The sequence below is a fragment of the Micromonospora sp. DT233 genome (assembly GCF_049841815.1).
In the GTDB taxonomy this organism is placed as follows: Bacteria; Actinomycetota; Actinomycetes; order Mycobacteriales; family Micromonosporaceae; genus Micromonospora.
This window is the reverse complement of sequence record NZ_JBNCLB010000001.1, coordinates 70,913-84,682: the sequence shown is the minus strand read 5'-3', so window position 1 is coordinate 84,682 and position 13,770 is coordinate 70,913. Positions and strand designations below refer to the sequence as shown.

At 73.6% G+C, this 13,770-nt stretch carries 14 protein-coding genes; 10 read left to right on the top strand and 4 right to left on the bottom strand.

Annotated features, from left to right (window positions below):
• Positions 1–10 precede the first annotated feature (10 nt).
• From mtlA to ptsP, 6 genes are read left to right on the top strand one after another with little or no spacing between them, the layout of a single operon-like run.
• Entirely contained in the window at positions 11–1,174 is a 1,164-nt protein-coding gene (gene mtlA, locus ACLQ2V_RS00410; RefSeq protein ID WP_425716319.1) for a mannitol-specific PTS transporter subunit IIC, read from the top strand.
• 2 nt (positions 1,175–1,176) lie between these two features.
• Entirely contained in the window at positions 1,177–1,485 is a 309-nt protein-coding gene (locus ACLQ2V_RS00405; RefSeq protein ID WP_425716318.1) for a PTS lactose transporter subunit IIB, read from the top strand.
• A complete protein-coding gene (locus ACLQ2V_RS00400; protein ID WP_425716317.1) occupies positions 1,478–1,912 on the top strand; it encodes a PTS sugar transporter subunit IIA in 435 nt (144 codons plus the stop codon). The genes ACLQ2V_RS00405 and ACLQ2V_RS00400 overlap by 8 nt, the downstream gene beginning before the upstream one ends.
• Positions 1,909–2,949, top strand: a complete 1,041-nt coding sequence (locus ACLQ2V_RS00395; protein ID WP_425716316.1) for a zinc-dependent dehydrogenase — start codon at positions 1,909–1,911, stop codon at positions 2,947–2,949. The genes ACLQ2V_RS00400 and ACLQ2V_RS00395 overlap by 4 nt, the downstream gene beginning before the upstream one ends.
• 8 nt (positions 2,950–2,957) lie before the next feature.
• Complete coding sequence (locus ACLQ2V_RS00390) at positions 2,958–3,233, top strand: HPr family phosphocarrier protein (RefSeq protein WP_425716315.1); 276 nt, start codon at positions 2,958–2,960, stop codon at positions 3,231–3,233.
• Positions 3,226–4,860 (top strand): phosphoenolpyruvate--protein phosphotransferase, encoded by a 1,635-nt coding sequence (gene ptsP / locus ACLQ2V_RS00385; RefSeq protein ID WP_425716314.1) that lies wholly within the window; start codon positions 3,226–3,228, stop codon positions 4,858–4,860. The genes ACLQ2V_RS00390 and ptsP overlap by 8 nt, the downstream gene beginning before the upstream one ends.
• Positions 4,861–4,935: 75 nt before the next feature.
• Here the strand turns inward: ptsP and ACLQ2V_RS00380 are convergent, their stop codons facing one another.
• The 3 genes from ACLQ2V_RS00380 to ACLQ2V_RS00370 all read right to left on the bottom strand — a co-directional run bounded on the left by ACLQ2V_RS00380 (position 4,936) and on the right by ACLQ2V_RS00370 (position 8,364).
• A complete protein-coding gene (locus ACLQ2V_RS00380; protein ID WP_425716313.1) occupies positions 4,936–5,610 on the bottom strand; it encodes a hypothetical protein in 675 nt (224 codons plus the stop codon).
• A 144-nt stretch (positions 5,611–5,754) separates the two neighbouring features.
• Complete coding sequence (locus tag ACLQ2V_RS00375; protein ID WP_425716312.1) at positions 5,755–7,128, bottom strand: FAD-dependent oxidoreductase; 1,374 nt, start codon at positions 7,126–7,128, stop codon at positions 5,755–5,757.
• 96 nt (positions 7,129–7,224) lie between these two features.
• Complete coding sequence (locus tag ACLQ2V_RS00370; RefSeq protein WP_425716311.1) at positions 7,225–8,364, bottom strand: carboxylate-amine ligase; 1,140 nt, start codon at positions 8,362–8,364, stop codon at positions 7,225–7,227.
• 201 nt (positions 8,365–8,565) lie between these two features.
• Here ACLQ2V_RS00370 and ACLQ2V_RS00365 point away from each other — a divergent pair, with 201 nt between their 5' ends.
• The 4 genes from ACLQ2V_RS00365 to ACLQ2V_RS00350 all read left to right on the top strand — a co-directional run bounded on the left by ACLQ2V_RS00365 (position 8,566) and on the right by ACLQ2V_RS00350 (position 13,047).
• Positions 8,566–8,865 carry a DUF6412 domain-containing protein gene (locus ACLQ2V_RS00365; RefSeq protein WP_425716310.1) on the top strand — a complete coding sequence of 100 codons (300 nt, stop codon included), beginning with the start codon at positions 8,566–8,568 and terminating at the stop codon, positions 8,863–8,865.
• A gap of 218 nt (positions 8,866–9,083) precedes the next feature.
• Positions 9,084–9,827, top strand: coding sequence for a membrane protein insertase YidC (yidC, locus tag ACLQ2V_RS00360; protein WP_425716309.1), 744 nt, complete (start codon positions 9,084–9,086; stop codon positions 9,825–9,827).
• A gap of 135 nt (positions 9,828–9,962) precedes the next feature.
• Positions 9,963–11,372, top strand: a complete 1,410-nt coding sequence (locus ACLQ2V_RS00355; RefSeq protein WP_425716308.1) for a chitinase — start codon at positions 9,963–9,965, stop codon at positions 11,370–11,372.
• Between the two features lie 121 nt (positions 11,373–11,493).
• Positions 11,494–13,047 (top strand): cellulose binding domain-containing protein, encoded by a 1,554-nt coding sequence (locus ACLQ2V_RS00350; protein ID WP_425716307.1) that lies wholly within the window; start codon positions 11,494–11,496, stop codon positions 13,045–13,047.
• A gap of 49 nt (positions 13,048–13,096) precedes the next feature.
• Here the strand turns inward: ACLQ2V_RS00350 and ACLQ2V_RS00345 are convergent, their stop codons facing one another.
• Entirely contained in the window at positions 13,097–13,768 is a 672-nt protein-coding gene (locus ACLQ2V_RS00345) for a DedA family protein (RefSeq protein ID WP_425716306.1), read from the bottom strand.
• Positions 13,769–13,770: the final 2 nt, after the last annotated feature.

Below are 13,770 nucleotides of genomic sequence, written 5' to 3'. Positions count from 1 at the left end.
GCTGTTCCCCGTGACCTCCTACACACCCCAGGCCCAAGGTCAGGGCTTCAAGGCTTCCGTGCAACGCCTCGGCGGCTACCTGGCCGCCATGGTCATGCCCAACATCGGCGCGTTCATCGCGTGGGGCCTGATCACCGCGCTGTTCATCCCGACCGGGTGGTTCCCCAACGGGACCCTCGCCGGGCTGGTCGACCCGATCATCAAGATCCTGCTCCCGGTGCTGGTCGGCTACACCGGCGGCCGGCTGGTCCACGGCCAGCGCGGTGCCGTCGTCGGCGCGGTCGCGACCATGGGTCTGGTCGTCGGCGCCGACGTGCCGATGATCCTCGGCGCAATGATCATCGGCCCGCTGGCCGCGTTCGTCGTCAAGCTCTTCGACGGCCTGGTCGAGAACAAGATCCGCCCCGGCTTCGAGATGCTGGTCGACAACTTCAGCGCCGGCATCATCGGTGCCGCGATGGCCATCGGCGGCGTCTTCGGCATCGGCCCCGTGGTCGAGTGGCTGACCAAGCAGGCCGGCCTGGGCGTGGACTGGCTGGTCGAGGCCGACCTGCTGCCGCTGACCTCGGTGCTCGTCGAGCCCGCGAAGGTGCTCTTCCTCAACAACGCCATCAACCACGGCGTCTTCGGCCCGCTCGGCATCGCCGAGGCGGCCGAAAAGGGCAAGTCGATCCTGTTCATGATCGAGTCGAACCCCGGCCCCGGTCTCGGCCTGCTGCTCGCCTTCATGTTCTTCGGCCCCCGGGCGCTGCGCGCCAGCACCCCGGCCGCGATCATCGTGCAGTTCCTCGGCGGCATCCACGAGATCTACTTCCCGTACGTGCTGATGAAGCCGAAGCTGATCCTGGCCGTCATGGCCGGCGGCGCCGCGGGTGTCGGCACCTTCATGATCACGGGTGCGGGCCTGGTCGCCACCCCCGCGCCGGGCAGCATCTTCGCCTACCTGGCCGTGACGCCCAAGGGCGGCTACTTCGGGGTCCTCCTCGGCGTCCTCATCGCCACCGCGGTCTCCTTCGCGGTCGCCTCCGCCCTGCTCGGCTTCGGTCGCGGCGAGCCCGCCGAGGACCCGATCGGCCCCGACGAGGAGACCATCGTCAACCCCGACGAGGCCGCCAACAAGTCGGCGAAGCTGCCGGCCGAGGCCACCGATAAGCCGGCGAAACTGGAGGTCTGAACATGCCCACCATCAACGGATCCGACATCAAGAAGGTCGTCGTCGCCTGCGACGCCGGCATGGGCAGCAGCGTGATGCTGGCCAGCCAACTGCGCCGGCAACTGGCCAAGAACAACGTGACCGTCGAGCACTCGCCGGTCAACACGATCCCGGCCGACGCCGACGTGATCGTCTGCCACCAGGGCCTCGCCGCCCGGGCCCGGGTCACCGCGCCCGACAAGGTGATCGTGCCGATCCAGGTCTTCATCGGCGACCCGGCCGTCACCAAGGTCGTCAACGCCGTCCAGCGCGGCGGTGAGCTGAGTGGCTGACCTGCTCGCCCCGAACGCGATCCGGCTCGCCGAGCGGGCCGGGTCGCGGGAGGAGGCGATCCGCCGCTGCGGGGCGGTGCTCGTCGAGATCGGCGCGGTCGCCCCGACGTACGTGGACGCCATGCTCGCCCGCGAGCAGAGCGTCTCCACGTACATCGGGGAGGGCGTCGCCATCCCGCACGGCACGCTGAACAGCAAGGAGTCGGTCCGGCGCGACGCCCTCGCGGTGCTGCGCTTCCCCGACGGCGTCGACTGGGACGGCGTCGACGTGCGGGTCTGCGTCGCCATCGCCGCCGCCGGCGACGGGCACGTGGAGATCCTGTCCAAGCTCGCCTCGGTGCTGATGGACCCGGCCCAGGCCGAGCGGCTTCGAAACTCGACGGACGTCGACGAAGTCATCACCATTCTTGAAGAGGAACCATCGTGAAGGTCGTACGTTTCCACGCCCCCGGTGACATCCGCATCGAGGACGCCCCGGAGCCCACCCCGGGCCCCGCCGACGTGAAGATCCGCGTCCGGGCCTGCTCCACCTGCGGCACCGACGTCAAGATCTCCCGCTTCGGCCACCACCACATCGTGCCGCCGCGGGTCATGGGCCACGAGATCGCCGGCGAGATCGTCGAGGTCGGCGCCGACGTCACCGGCTGGCAGGCCGGCGACCGGGTCCAGGTCATCGCCGCCATCCCGTGCGGCACCTGCCCCGAGTGCCAGCGCGGCCGGATGACCGTCTGCCCGAACCAGGTGTCGATGGGTTACCACTTCGACGGCGGCTTCGCCGAGCACATGGTGGTGCCGCAGAACGTCCTCGCCGTGGACGGGCTCAACCGCATCCCCGACGGGGTCAGCTTCGCCGAGGCCTCCGTCGCCGAGCCGCTCGCCTGCGTGCTCAACGGCCAGAACCTCGCCGGGGTCGGCGCCGGCGACGACGTGGTCGTGGTGGGCTCCGGCCCGATCGGCTGCCTGCACGTACGCCTGGCGCGGGCGCGCGGCGCGGCCCGGGTCTTCCTCGTGGACCTCAACCGCGAGCGGCTCGACCTGGCCGCCGCGCTGGTGCAGCCGGACGCGTCGATCTGCGGCGCGGAGACCGACGTGGTCGACGCGGTGCTCAAGCTCACCGGGGGCCGGGGCGCCGACGTGGTCATCACCGCCACGGCCGCCGGGGTCGCCCAGGAGCAGGCGTTGCAGATGACCGCCCGGCAGGGCCGGATCAGCTTCTTCGGTGGCCTGCCGAAGGACAAGCCGGTCATCTCCCTGGACTCCAACCTCGTGCACTACCGCGAGCTGACCATCGTCGGCGCCAACGGCTCCAGCCCCGAGCACAACAAGGAGGCGCTGCGGCTCATCGCCGACGGCTCCGTGCCGGTGAACGACCTCATCACCCACCGCCTCCCGCTGGACCAAGCCCTCGACGCCTTCGGGATCGTGGCGCGCGGCGAAGCGATCAAGGTGACGATCGAACCGTAGGAGGATCCGTGCCCACCAGGACCGTTGTCGTCGGCTCCGCCAGCGGGCTGCACGCCCGCCCGGCGGCGCTGTTCGTCGCCGAGGCGGCGAAGCAGCCGGTGCAGGTCACCATCCGCACCGGGGACAAGAAACCAGTGCCGGCCCGCAGCATGCTCGGCGTGCTCTCGCTCGGCGCGAAGAAGGGCACCGAGGTCACGCTGGAGGCCGACGGAGACGGCGCGCAGGGCGCCGTCGACACGCTGGCCGACCTCCTCGAACGGGACCTGGACGCCACCGATGCGTGAACTCCGGGGGATCGGGGCCAGCCCCGGTGCAGCGGCGGGGCCGGTCTACCGGCTGGCCCCGCCGCCCGCCCTGCCGGCCGCCCCGCAGACCGTCGACGCGGCGGCCGAGAAGGCGGCCGTGCGCGCCGCCGTCGGTGCGGTCGCCGACGAGCTGACCCGCCGCGCCGACACCGCCAGCGACTCGACCGCGGCCGAGGTGCTGCGGGCGCAGGTGCTGATGGTGCAGGACGAGACGCTGGTCGACGCGGCCGACACCGCCATCGACGGCGGCGCGGACGCCCCGCACGCCGTCACCGACGTGCTCGCGGTGCACCGGGCGGCCTTCGAGGCCGCCGGCGGGTACCTCGCCGAGCGGGTCAGCGACCTCGACGACCTGCGGGACCGCCTCGTCGCGGCCTGCCTGGGGCTGCCCATGCCGGGGGTTCCGGACCCGGGGCACCCGTACCTGCTCGTCGCCCGCGACCTGGCCCCCGCCGACACCGCCGGGCTCGACCCCGACCTGGTGCTCGGGCTGGTCACCGCCGAGGGCGGGCCGACCAGCCACACCGCGATCGTGGCCCGGACGCTCGGCATCCCGGCCGTGGTCCGCTGCGCGGACATCCTGGAGGTGGCCGACGGCACGCTGGTCAGCCTCGACGGCGCGACCGGCGTCGTGACGGCCGGCGTCTCCGCCGAGACGGCGACCGACGTCAACGCCGCCCGCCGGGCGGAGGTCGAACGCCGCGCCCGCTCGCACGGCCCGGGGCGGACCGCCGACGGCCACCCCGTCGCGCTGCTGGCCAACATCGGCTCGGTGCGCGACCTCACCGGCGAGGTCGAGGGCGTCGGCCTGTTCCGCACCGAACTGCTCTACCTCGACCGCACCGACCCCCCGCCGTACGAGGAGCAGGTCGCCGCGTACCGCGAGGTCTTCGCGGCGCTGCCCGGCCGCAAGGTCGTCGTGCGTACCCTCGACGCCGGTGCCGACAAGCCGCTGCCGTTCCTGAACCTGGCGGTCGAGCCCAACCCGGCGCTGGGCATCCGTGGGCTGCGCGTGGCCCGGCAGTCGCCGGCCGTGCTCACCACCCAGTTGGCGGCCATCGCGGCGGCGGCGAAGTCCGCCGACGCCGAGGTCTGGGTGATGACGCCCATGGTCGCCACGGCGGCGGAGGCCGCCGCCTTCGCCGAGTCCTGCCGCGAGCACGGCCTGCCCACCGCCGGCGTCATGATCGAGATACCGGCGGCGGCCCTGCGCGCCGGCCACGTGCTGCGCGACGTGGACTTCCTCAGCATCGGCACCAACGACCTGAGCCAGTACACGTTCGCCGCCGACCGGATGTGCGGGGACCTCGCGGAACTGCTCGACCCGTGGCAACCCGCGCTGATCTCGCTCATCGCCTCCTGCGCGGCGGCGGGCGCCGCGGCCGGCAAGCCGGTCGGGGTGTGCGGCGAGGCCGCCGCCGACCCGCACTTCGCGCTGGTCCTGGCGGGCCTGGGCGTGACCAGCCTCTCCATGGCGCCCCGCAGCATCCCGGCGGTGCGCGAGTCGCTGGCCGCGCACACCCTGGACGAGTGCCGTCGGATCGCCGAGGCGGCCCTGGCCGCCGACACCCCGGCGGCGGCGCGGGCAGCGGCAACCGGTCGCTGAACGGCGACGTCATCATCGGGTGCGTTTCTTGCCGCCATGGCGACAAGAAACGCACCCGATGTGCGTTGGGCATCCTTACGGGCGCCAGCCGGCCGCAAGAAGGGCCGCGCGGAGTTGGGCGGCCACCTCCGCCGCTCGGTGCCGCACGTCGAACGCGGTGAAGCGGAGGATCCGATCGCCCTCGATCCAGACCCGGTTCTGCCGGCGCAGGTCGGCGGCCCAGTGCCGCACGTCCATGTGGTGCGCCCCGTCGACCTCCACGTGCAGCCGCCACGCGGGCCAGTACGCGTCCAGGTAGCGCACCCGGCCGTCGGCGCCCCGCCGGCGTTGCTGGCCCTGCGGTGTCGGCAGGCCGTGTTGCCGGCAGAGCCGTACCAGGTCGATCTCGGAGAGCGCCTCGGCGCCACCCGCCACGTCCCGCAGGGTCTGCCGGATCAGCGACCGGCGGCGGGCGCGGGGTGTTCGGGCCAGCACCGTCTCCAGCTCGCCCGGCGTCACCCGGCGCTGCTGACAGCCGGCCGCCAGGAGCTGTTGGGCCTGCTCGTCGTCCCGTGCATGCTGTTCGCAGGTGTACGGGGCGTCCGCCGGGCCGGCCCGCAGCAGCCCCCGGCAGACGCGGTGCCACCTGCCGGAAGCCAGCAGATGCCGGGCCCTCGACGGGCCGAGCGCAGCGACCGCCTGCCCCCAGGTCAGCATCGCCGCCTGCTCGAAGAGCAGCCAGTCGAGCCCCGACGCGTCGTCCCCCGGCATCCGCACCCCGCCACCCCACCAAGAACCGCCCCGCCTCGTCCGCCCCGAACCGGCCTCCGGTGCGCAACAAAGGTCCTGAAACAGGATCGGGTGCGTTTCTTGTCGCCATAGCGACAAGAAACGCACCCGTTGTTCGACGGGGGATCAGAGAGCGAGGGCGTCGACGGCCTTGCGGGCGGCGATCAGCACCGGGTCCCAGACCGGCGCGTACGGCGGGGCGTAGCCCAGGTCCAGGGAGGTCATCTCGTCCACCGTCATGCCGTTCCAGAGCGCCACGGCCAGGGTGTCGATCCGCTTCGCCGCCTCCGACCAGCCGACGATCTGCGCGCCGAGCAGCCGCCCGCCCGGCCGCTCGGCGATGAGCTTGACGGTCATCGGTCGTGCCCCCGGGTAGTAGCCGGCCCGGTTGGTCGACTCGGCCACCACGGAGACGAACTCGAACCCGGCTGCCGCGGCGTCGCGCTCGCGCAGCCCGGTGCGCCCCACCTCCAGCTCGCAGACCTTCGTCACCGCCGTGCCGATCACCCCGGGGAAGGTCGCGTACCCGCCGCCGATGTTGATTCCGGCGACCCGGCCCTGCTTGTTGGCGTGGGTGCCCAGCGGCACGTGCACCGGCATTCCGCTGACCCGGTGCAGGGTCTCCACGCAGTCGCCGGCCGCCCAGATCCCGGGCACTCCGGCGACCCGCATCCGCCGGTCCACCCGGATTCCGCCGGAGGGGCCGATCGGCAGGCCGGCGGCCTCGGCGAGGGCGGTGTTGGGGCGTACCCCCAGGCCCAGGACCACGACGTCGGCCGGCACCGGCCCGTCGGCGGTGCGCACCGCGCGCACCCGGCCGTCGCGCTGGTCGAGGCCGGTGACGGCGACGCCGGTACGGATCTCGATGCCCAGGTCGCGCATCGCCTTCGCGACCAGCACGGCCATGTCGGGGTCGACGGTCGCCATCGGCTGGTCGGCCTGCTCGACGAGGGTGACCGTGAGCCCCCGCTGGACCAGCGCCTCGGCCATCTCCACCCCGATGTAGCCGCCGCCGACCACCACGGCCCGGCGGGGTTCCGGGTCGGCGCCCAGCCAGTCGCGCAGCGCCGCGCCGTCGTCGAGGGTCTGCACGCCGAAGACGCCGCCCACGTCCGGGTCGGCCCAGTCGGGGTTCTTCGGCACCGCCCCGGCGGCGTACACCAGGTCGTCGAAGCGCTCGCGGAGCTCGCCGCCGCCCTCCAGGTCGCGGGCGACGACCTCGCGGCGCTCCAGGTCGATCGCGGTGACCTCGTGCCGCAGCCGGACGTCGATGTCGAAGTCGTCGCGGAAGGTCTCCGGGGTGCGGGCGATGAGCTGGTCGCGCTCCGGGACCACCCCGCTGATCCAGTACGGGATGCCGCACGCCGAGTACGACGTGAAGTGCCCCCGCTCGAACGCCACGATCTCCAGGTCGGCGCGGTCGCGGCGGCGGCGGCGGGCCTGGGAGGCAGCCGCCATGCCGGCGGCGTCCCCGCCGATGACGACCAACCGTTGCGTCACGCGGACCATCCTGTCACGCCGCGTGCGTCGGCGGACCCGACCGGCCGCCGCGCCCCCACCCGACGGGCACGCTCCGCCACGGGGCTGCCCGCATGCTCAGCCACGGGTCTGCCGGGCCACGTCCCGCACCACGTCCACCAGGCTCCCGGTGCGCGCGAAGACCGCCCGCTGCCGGGCCGCCCCGGAGCCGTGCCGGCGCAGCCCGCCCAGCAGGTCGGTCACCTCGGCCAGGTCGCCGTGCCGCTCCAACTGCGGCCCGAGCCGTTCGACGAGCCGGTCCAGCAGCTCCCACGCGGGGCGCACCTCGCCGTCGAGCACGTCCACGGCGTCACCCTCCAACCCGTCGTGGGAGGCCCGCCAGTGCGCGCCGACCAGCAGGTGGTGGTCGGTGCGCAGGGCCGGCCGACCGGCGGCGACGTCGGCGATGGCGGTGGCGACCAGGGCGCGGGCCAGGGCGGCGACCAGCACCGCGTCTTCCACCGACGGGCAGACGTCACCGATGCGCAGCTCCACCGTCGGGTACTTGGCCGACAGCCGGGCGTACCAGTAGAGCATCCCCTCGTCCAGCATCACGCCGCTGGAGATGAGCTGCCGGATCAGCCGCTCGTAGTGCTCGTGCGACTCCAGGTACGGCGTCGGCGCCACCGACGGCCAGCGCTCCCACTCCACCGAGCGCCAGCTCGCGTAGCCGGTGTCCTCGCCCGCCGAGAACGGGGAGTTCGCGGTCACCGCGTGCAGCAGCGGCAGCCAGGGCCGGACGTGGTTGAGCACCTGCACCCCGGTCTCCGGGTCCGGCACCCCGACGTGCACGTGCATGCCGTTGTTGCCGGGGCCGGGCACCAGCAGCCGGAACCGTTCGATCATGCGGTCGAAGCGGGGCTTGTCGGTCACCGGCGGCACCGGGCCGTCGACGGGGCCGGTGCCGATGGCCAGCACCCGCACCCCGGCCCGCTCGGCGGCCTCGGAGAGCGCCCGGCGCAGCACCCCGAGGGAGTGCCGGATCGAGGACAGTTCGAGCCCGGGTGGGCTGCCGATCTCGATCTGACTGGTCTGGAACTCGCGCTCCACCTGCCCGCGCAGCTCGGCGGGCACCTGCTCCATGACCAGGTCCACGGCGGGCACGGCGGCGCCGGTGTGCGGGTCGACGAGCAGGAACTCCTCCTCGACGCCCACGGTGAGCAGGTCGGTGCCGGCCGAGGCCGAGTCCGGTTCCCGTTGCGCCACTGAACTGCTCATCGCCCCCACCGTCCGTCGCGTGCCGGCCCGCGGCGTCGCGCCGCGAACGAGATTGTCCGGCATGTACCCATGACATCGGGGTCGGAAAACTCCCCAGCGACGCGCGTGTCCCAGACCTCCGCCGGGCGTCGACGAAGAGACCCGGCGGGGATGGCCGACGAAGCCGGCCCGGGGGTGGACGGCGGGTTCTAGGCTGGCCGCGTGGCGGGGTTGCCGGCGGTGTTGACGGGGATGTGGGCGTACGCGCTCACCCACTTCGCCGTGCTCACGGACCGCCCGACCGACCTGCTGGCCGGGGCGGCGGTGGCCGCCGTCGTGCTGCTCACGGTGCTGCTGGCCGCCACCCCCGGTGCCGCCGCCGGCCCGCCGGCCCGCGCCGCGCGGCGCGGTGTCGGCCTGCGCGAACGCGCCCGTCGGCGCGGCGTCTGCCGGCAGGCGGATCCGGATGCCGCCGGCCGCCCCCGACCCCGCGCGCCGGGCGCGGCCCCCTCGGCCGGGTAGCGACCCCTGGCCCGCCGGCTTGCGCCGGGCGAGGGCCAGGTGCGAGCGGGCGGCTCACGCCCCCGCACCGGTGGGCAGGGCTCGCCGCGTCACCGGTGGGCGGAAGGCTCGCCGCGTCACCGCCACCCGGCCGGTTCCGTCGTCATCCGTCCCGCCGCGCGTTCGCCCACCGGGCCGCCGGCCGGACCTCCGGGATCGGACCAAGGGGTCAACCAACCATGCTCGCCTTCGCACCGCTGCACGGCGCGGTCACCGTCGCCGCCACCGCCGTCACCTGGCTCGCCGACACGCTGCACCCGCTGACCGGCGGGGCCGCCACGGCCGCCGCCATCGTCCTGTTCACCGTCGCCGTCCGGCTGGCGATCTCCCCGCTCACCCTGGTCCAGGTCCGCGGTGAGCGGCGTCGCGCGGCCCTCGCCCCCCAGGTCCGCGACCTGCAACGCCGGTACGCCGACGACCCGGCCCGGTTGCAGAGCGAGGTCTTCGGGCTCTACCGGGCCGCCGGGGCGAACCCGGTCGCGGGCTGCCTGCCGGCGCTGCTGCAGGCCCCGTTCTTCCTGGTCATGTACCGGCTCTTCAGTACCGCCGACGGCGGGACCGGGCTGCTCGACGAGCGGTTGGCCGGGGTGCCGCTGGGCTGGCACGTCTCCGACGGCCTGGGCGGGGCGGCCGGGCCGCTGTTCGGGGTGCTCCTCGCGGCGCTGCTGGCGCTGGCCTGGTGGTCGTCGCGGCGGGCGCGGCGCGCGGCGGCGGCCGCCGGCACCGTCGCCGGTACGCCGACCGAGGGGCCGGGGGCGGCCGTCCTGGGCCGGCTGATCCCGCTGCTGCCGTACCTGACGGTGGCGGTGGCGGTGGTCGTGCCGCTGGCGGGGGTGCTCTACCTGCTGGCGACCACCGCGTGGACCGCGCTGGAACAGGCGGTCCTGCGCCGGCCGCAGGCCCCCGCCCCGGCCGTGGGCTGACGGGATCGCCCCGGCCGCAGGCTGACGGGTCGGCGGGCCGGGCCGGGGCAACCCCTGGACAAAAACAGTTAACAGTCCTAATAATAAGCGGACACTTTGATGTCCATAGATGCCCGTCCGGGCCTGGAGGGTGGCATGAAACGTCCCCGATCCGTTGTTCTGGCCCTGGTGACGGCGCTGGCCGCGACCGTCGGGGCGGCCTGGGCGGCGCTGCCGGCCTTCGCCGCCGGTGCCACCGCCACCTTCGTCAAGACCGCCGACTGGGGCACCGGCTGGGAGGGGAAGTACACGATCACCAACGGCGGCAGCGCCACGCTCTCCGGCTGGACCGTCGCCTTCGACCTGCCCGCCGGCACCACCATCGGCAACTACTGGGACGCGCTGCTCATCAACTCCGGCCAGCGGTACGCCTTCACCAACCGGTCCTGGAACGGCAGCGTGGCCCCCGGCGCGTCGGTGTCGTTCGGCTTCCTGGTCGTCGGCTCCGGCAACCCGGCCAACTGCCTGCTCAACGGGGCGCCCTGCGGCGGCGGCCCCACCCCGACCACCCCGGTGCCGACCACCACCGCGCCCCCGACCACTCCGCCCCCGACCACCCCGCCGACCAGCCCGCCCCCGCCGACCAGCACGCCCCCGCCGCCCACCGGCCTGCCGAAGCACCTGCTCACCGGCTACTGGCACAACTTCGACAACCCCGCCGTCGAGCTGCGGCTGCGCGACGTCCCCGCCGAGTACGACGTCGTCGCCGTCGCCTTCGCCGAGGCCACCGCCACCCCCGGCGCGGTCACCTTCGGCATCGACCCCGGCCTCTCGGCATCGCTCGGCGGCTACACCGACGCCGACTTCACCGCCGACGTGCGGACGCTGCGCGCCCGCGGCAAGAAGGTCATCCTCTCGGTCGGCGGCGAGACCGGCCGGGTCGCGGTGAACGACGCCGCCTCGGCCACCGCGTTCGCCGACACCGCGTACGCCCTGATCCAGCGGTACGGCTTCGACGGCGTCGACATCGACCTGGAGAACGGGCTCAACCCGACGTACCTGGCCCAGGCGCTGCGCGCCCTGCGGGCGAAGGTCGGCGCGTCGCTGATCATCGCGATGGCCCCGCAGACCATCGACATGCAGTCCCCGGCCGGCGGCTACTTCAAGCTCGCCCTGGACATCCGGGACATCCTCACCGTGGTCAACACCCAGTTCTACAACTCGGGGGCGATGCTCGGCTGCGACCAGAACGCCGCGTACCCCCAGGGCACGGTGAACTTCATCGTCGCGCTCGCCTGCATCCAGCTCGAAGCCGGCCTGCGCCCCGACCAGGTCGGGCTCGGCCTGCCGGCCGGCGCGGGCGCGGCCGGCGGCGGGATCGTCGCCCCGAGCGTCGTCAACGCCGCCCTCGACTGCCTGGCCCGGGGCACCAACTGCGGCAGTTTCCGCCCGCCGCGCACCTATCCGGGCATCCGGGGCGCGATGACCTGGTCGATCAACTGGGACGTCAGCAACGGCAACGGCTTCGCCCGCACCGTCAAGCCCCACCTGGCCACCCTGCCCTGAGCCGCTGTCATAGCCCGTCGCACCGTCCCGCGCCACCGCCGGCCCGCGCCCCCTCGCGGCCGGCGGCCCCGCCCACCCCCTCGGGCGGAACAACCCCCACCACCGGTCCCTGGAGGACGCCGTGAAACTCCGTACCCCCCGCGTGGCGACGTTCGCCGTCGCGCTCGCCGCCGCCGTGGTCGCGGCCACCGTGGCGGCCCCGCCGCCCGCGTCGGCCGCCACCGCCGCCTTCGTCCGCACCTCCAGCTGGAGCAGCGGGTACGAGGCGAAGTTCACCGTCACCAATGACACCTCGGCCAGCATCGCCTCCTGGAACGTGCAGTTCGACCTGCCGTCGGGCAGCTCGCTCGGATCGTTCTGGGACGCCACGATGACCACCTCCGGCCAGCACGTCACCGCCGTCAACAAGTCCTGGAACGGCACCCTCGCCCCGGGCGGCACCGCCTCGTTCGGGTTCGTCGTCGCCGGCACCGGCGACCCGACCAACTGCACCGTCAACGGCGGCTCCTGCACCGGCGGCGGCAACCCCTCCGGCCCGGCCACCCCGGGCGGGCTGCGGGTCACCGGCACCACCGCCTCGGCGGTCTCGCTGGCCTGGAACGCCGTCAGCGGGGTCACCGGCTACCGGGTGTACGAGGGCAGCACCGTGAAGGCCACCGTCACCGGCACCGCCACCACGATCTCCGGGCTGGGCTCCTGCTCCTCGCACAGCTACACCGTCACCGCGTACAACTCGGCGGGGGAGTCGGCGAAGTCGTCCGCCGTGGCCGCCACCACCACCGGCTGTTCCGGCGGGACCGGTGCGATGGCCGCCGCGCCCTACCTCTACCCCGGCTGGGGTGACCCGCCCGCGCCGTCGACCGTGATGAGCGCGACCGGGGTCAAGTGGTTCACCATCGCGTTCGTCCTCTCCGGCGGCGGCTGCACCCCGGCCTGGGACGGCAGCGGCCCGCTCACCGGCGGCGCGCACGCCGCCACCATCGCCGCGATCCGGGCGGCCGGCGGCGACGTCATCCCCTCCTTCGGCGGGTGGAGCGGCAACAAGCTCGGCCCGAACTGCGCCTCGGCCAGCGCCCTGGCCGCCGCCTACCAGCAGGTGATCAACGCGTACGGGCTGAAGGCCATCGACATCGACATCGAGAACAGCGACGAGTTCGAGAACGAGGTGGTGCAGGACCGCATCCTCGGCGCGCTGAAGATCGTCAAGCAGAACAACCCGGGGATCAAGACCATCGTCACCTTCGGCACCTCGACCACCGGGCCGTCGTACTACGGCACCCGGCTGATCAATCAGGCCGCGGCGCTCGGGGCGAACATCGACACGTTCACGATCATGCCGTTCGACTTCGGCGGCGGCGCGAACATGTACCAGAGCACCGTCAACGCCGCCGAGGGGTTGAAGACCGCGCTGAAGAACGCCTTCGGCTGGTCCGACGCCACCGCGTACGCGCACATGGGCATCTCCGGCATGAACGGCCTCTCCGACCAGCAGGAGCTGACCACGGCGGCGACCTGGACGCAGCTCCGCGACTGGGCGAAGGCCCGCAGCCTGTCCCGGTTCACCTTCTGGGCCGTCAACCGCGACCGGCCGTGCCCCGGCGGGGGAGTGGTGGCGAACTGCTCCGGCATCGCCCAGAACACCTGGGAGTTCACCAGCATCACCGCCCGTTACTGAGCGACCTGCCGCACCACCTACCGGGCGACCTGCCGCACCACGCGCGCGGTCAGCGGCCGGCGGTCACGGACTGCCGGTCGCGCCGCGCGCGGCGGCGGCGCACCTTCTTCACCACCCAGCTCACGATCATGATGCCGAAGATCGCGAAGATGGCGTAGTTGAACCAGTCGCTGTACTTGTCGACCTCCTGCCAGCGCGACCCGAGCGCGAAGCCGGCGCCGACGATCAGCGCGTTCCACACCGCGCTGCCCAGCGTGGTCAGCAGGACGAACTCGCCCAGCGGCATCCGGTCCGCCCCGGCGGGCACCGAGACCAGGCTGCGCACCACCGGCACCATCCGGCCGATCAGCACCGCCCACCGGCCGTGCCGCTCGAACCAGCGGTCGGCCTTCTCCAGGTCCTCCGAGTCGACCAGGGGGATGTGGTCCAGCCACCGCTTCAGCCGCTGCTCGCCGACGGCGGCGCCCAGCCAGTAGAGCACCAGCGCGCCGACCAGCGAGCCGACGGTCGCGGCGACGACGATCAGCACCACGTTGAACCGGCCGGCGGAGGAGAGGTAGCCGGCCATCGCCAGCACGATCTCGCTCGGGATCGGCGGGATGATGCTCTCCAACGCCACCAGAGCGGCCACCCCGATCGGGCCCAGCGTGTCGATGACGCTGGCCACCCACCCGGTCAGGCCGGTGAACTGCGACGGGTCGACGTTCTGGGCCTCAGCCATCG